General features: G+C 53.3%; 5 protein-coding genes. 1 reads left to right on the plus strand and 4 read right to left on the minus strand.

Annotated elements, in window-relative coordinates:
* Positions 1 to 1,023 precede the first annotated feature (1,023 nt).
* Positions 1,024 to 1,434: a hypothetical protein gene (locus tag FYC48_RS21985; protein ID WP_160149697.1), complete on the minus strand. Its 411-nt coding sequence runs from the start codon at positions 1,432 to 1,434 to the stop codon at positions 1,024 to 1,026.
* A gap of 15 nt (positions 1,435 to 1,449) precedes the next feature.
* Here FYC48_RS21985 and FYC48_RS27920 point away from each other — a divergent pair, with 15 nt between their 5' ends.
* On the plus strand, positions 1,450 to 1,641 hold the full coding sequence (locus FYC48_RS27920; protein WP_160149698.1) for a hypothetical protein: 192 nt from the start codon (positions 1,450 to 1,452) through the stop codon (positions 1,639 to 1,641).
* A gap of 58 nt (positions 1,642 to 1,699) precedes the next feature.
* On the opposite strand, the gene FYC48_RS21990 is transcribed toward FYC48_RS27920, so the two are convergent.
* The 3 genes from FYC48_RS21990 to FYC48_RS22000 form a co-directional block, all read right to left on the minus strand.
* The gene (locus FYC48_RS21990; RefSeq protein ID WP_149498958.1) at positions 1,700 to 2,173 is read right to left on the minus strand and encodes a hypothetical protein; all 474 of its coding nucleotides are present in this window, start codon (positions 2,171 to 2,173) and stop codon (positions 1,700 to 1,702) included.
* Between the two features lie 97 nt (positions 2,174 to 2,270).
* Complete coding sequence (locus FYC48_RS21995; RefSeq protein ID WP_149498959.1) at positions 2,271 to 2,648, minus strand: hypothetical protein; 378 nt, start codon at positions 2,646 to 2,648, stop codon at positions 2,271 to 2,273.
* A gap of 210 nt (positions 2,649 to 2,858) precedes the next feature.
* Positions 2,859 to 3,170, minus strand: coding sequence for a hypothetical protein (locus tag FYC48_RS22000; protein WP_149498960.1), 312 nt, complete (start codon positions 3,168 to 3,170; stop codon positions 2,859 to 2,861).
* Positions 3,171 to 3,343 lie beyond the last annotated feature (173 nt).

Raw genomic sequence — 3,343 nt, forward strand, 5'->3', positions numbered from 1 at the left:
ACCACGATTGCGATCAACAGGCGACAGAGGGTCCGTTGCCAATGGATGGGACGGTACGTGAATCAATACGGTGAACCAGGAGCGACAGCCAAACTGCAACATCAGGTGCGATCAACAGGCGACTACTGTTCCGTCGCCAATCAATGGGCCCGTACGTGAGTCATCCAGCACGACGAAAGTGACTTGCGCTGCGAATCGCCAAGCCATCATCCGATTGGAGACGATGATCTATCAACCCGTGACATCAAGAGCGATCACCAGGAAACAAAGGTCGCGTTACGACGCGATGGGCCCAATTCCAGCCACAACGACAGGCATCGGATCTGATCCGCATTCGAGGGTGAATGAACCAACGAACTTGAAGTAGCACGACGAACGGTGGTGATAACGGGGTTGCGGCCAAGCATCGTGAACTCAGGAAACAGCAGCGCCCGCGACTCCCGTTCATCACATGGTTCGTCAGGCTATGTTCGCCGCCGGCTGGAAGTTGGACGGCGCAAAATCATTGTAGCAATTCCAGAATGACCGGAGCGTCAACATCAGTCAGAATTCCGACATCAAACCGCAACACCAAGAGCGATCAACGAGCGACAGAGGTATCGTCGGTATTGGATGGGCTGGTATGTGAGTCTATGCGATGGGATATGTTCGACAACCAAACCGCAACATCACGTGCGATCAATAGGCGACTGATGTCACGTTGCCAATCAATGGGCCACTACGTGAGTCATCCGGCACGACGAAAGTGACTTGCATTGCGAATCACCAAGCCGTCATCCGGTTGGAGAAGATGATCTATCAAACCGTGACATCAAAAGCGATCATCAGGAAACAGAGGTTGCGTCACGAAGCGATGGGCCATGTTCCAGCCACAACGACAGGCGTCGGATCTGATCCGCATTCGAAGGTGAATGAACCAACGATCGTGAAGTAGCACGACGAACGCTATCGATCACCCGGCCGCCGTCAGGAGACCGACCACTTCAATGATCCGCGCGCGGCGGCTCGGTGTGCATCGAATGGTTATGCCCGAATCTCTTTGCGAAATGTGGAGACCTGTGAAGCCGCAAGGAACACTCTGACATTGTAAGTGCATGCGAGGAGCACTCCCAGCAGTCCTCCAAGGTATGTGAAGTTGTGGATCATTCCCGCTCTTCGTAGCGCGACTGAATCCTGGATGAGATTGCCGTACAGAATGAGGGGGTCACTCCCCGCGCGATCCAACGCTAGAAACGATAGCCCGAATGCCACCAGGCCGGATATTGCCGCGGTCGCGACAACTAACGCAATAGCACGCAACTGTGTGCGGAAATAAGAAGCATTGTCGCGAATCAGCATTCCCACTATCAAGACAACCGCACCGGCAAAGACGCCGACCCACCAAGATGCCTGCCAACCAACGATCGCGGCTCCCCACCGATTGCGATCTGACAAAGGAATCTCAAATTGATGAAACTTAAACTGGTGAAAATACTCTGGGGATACTACGTAGGTGAATTGGTTGTGAAGTGCACCGTAGAGGCCCGACAGTACTACCGATGCGAAGAGCAATATGGTGAAGTGAGTCAAACGCATCGGTCGCTACTTGTCTGGCATAACGGCACGCGTCACCGGGTACGCGCGAAAGATTCTCAATTCTAAGGCCGCCAACTCGCGTACTCCGGTGCACGCGATGGTTACCAGAATACCCGCCGCTCGATCATCCCGCGGAATGTTCAATCGCAGCAACAATTTCCTCGTCGGCAGTCCCACTGAGAAAAATCACCGGTTCGGAGTCGTTCCCGCCAGGATATAGGACAAACGCTGGTATCTCAACAATTCCAGTTTCCGCCAGTCTCTGAAAGTCACCGCTGTTCGCATCAGTCAGGTCAGCGGACATCACCGCAAGTTGAAATGCGGCAAGCGACTGTGCAATGGATGGGGAAAGCAGCCCGCCCCTGTGATTAGCGCCAACCGTCCAGTTGGCAAAGTAGAGAATCGCGGTCGGTTCACCATTCAGTTGTCGAGCTGCAACTTCGTCGGGTGAGTAGGGAATCCATTGGATCAATTTCGGTTGGATCGGGTCCCATAGAAAAATCCCGCCTACTAGACAAACCGTTGCGCAAACGATGAGCCATGGCAACAATTTTCTCGGGCCGCTGAGTATCTGTTCGGTTGAAGGTGAAGGTTCCATGTCACCTCAATCTGGTAACGGCGGCGGTAACCGAGTCGCCGCCAAAAAACTATGATTTCAAAAAACGCATCATCGGCGACTTCGGTTCACCGCTTGGTTATCCCATGGTTTTGGCGGAGACGTCGAACCCGCCAATCGGATTGCATTCGTTGTCTCGTACATCAATATAGCAATGTTCGACCGTGTAGCATCCACCGTTTTCGATGATCTGAAGAAGTGGTTCATATGGCGATGCCAGTGTTGCAGTTGCAGGATGGGCGACGAAATTTACATGCATTCGGTGAGTGATAAGGTAATGCGGATCGTCGGTCGCGGCTGCGTTCGAGTATTGTTCCGGCGATTTGAAGTCGGCATCCAGCAGCCTTACGAGATCACAGAAACGTCGCGGCTTAATTCGAAGACCGTCGGCCGCGATCCGCCAACGGTCGCGAAACAATACCGCAGTTTCTAGAAATTGTTCGCGAGTCCAAGTCATGGCATCACTGCGCATAGAGTGGGATAACGATAACGATCACGTGGTCGCCGCGAACGAATCACCACTTCAATAAATTCAGCTCGGCGACTCACGTGCATCGTCTGGTTCGCCGGCTTCACCACCAACCGGGTTGGGTATCACATCGTCACCGTCCGCGTATTGTACGTTGTCATAGTTCACGACCGGAATACGGCTTGGGAAGTGCAGGAGTCAAAGCATGCCAATCGCAGTCAGAACAAGTCCGCAAGCAACGGCAATTGCAGCCCAACGACGAGCATTGGCAGCGATTCCAAACGGGCCGAAAAATGTGACAACCTTGGCGGAGCCGAATCCAGGATATTCGACCGTTTGAATGACGGTGCCGTCATCAAGCACGCTTTGCATCGTCGCGACATCAGCATCGGGATCGTCATCGATCGTATAGATTCCGCTAGCGTGAAATACCGAAGCGGCGACGAGGAGCAACGGAATCGCCAATGCAGCAAAAATAAACCAGATCGGAGCTGAGAAGATCGCTGACATTGCGTTTACTGTTTCATGGTCGGCGAACGATAACGATCACGTGGCCGCCGCGAACGACTAACCACTTCAATGCCCTCAACTCGGCGGCTCACGTGCATCGTCTGGTTCGCCCATTTTCGTTAGCAGCGGGAATAGTCAAACTCAGGCGTTCGATGCTGAATCAGCTCGCCGAA

This window comes from Roseiconus lacunae, assembly GCF_008312935.1.
Classification (GTDB): domain Bacteria; phylum Planctomycetota; class Planctomycetia; order Pirellulales; family Pirellulaceae; genus Stieleria; species Stieleria lacunae.

Excerpts from the sequence above, each read along its gene's own strand:
- FYC48_RS22000 (WP_149498960.1), bottom strand. The coding sequence starts at position 3,170 with ATGTCAGCGATCTTCTCAGCTCCGATCTGGTTTATTTTTGCTGCATTG.
- FYC48_RS21995 (WP_149498959.1), bottom strand. The coding sequence starts at position 2,648 with ATGACTTGGACTCGCGAACAATTTCTAGAAACTGCGGTATTGTTTCGC.
- FYC48_RS27920 (WP_160149698.1), top strand. The coding sequence starts at position 1,450 with ATGAAACTTAAACTGGTGAAAATACTCTGGGGATACTACGTAGGTGAA.
- FYC48_RS21990 (WP_149498958.1), bottom strand. The coding sequence starts at position 2,173 with ATGGAACCTTCACCTTCAACCGAACAGATACTCAGCGGCCCGAGAAAA.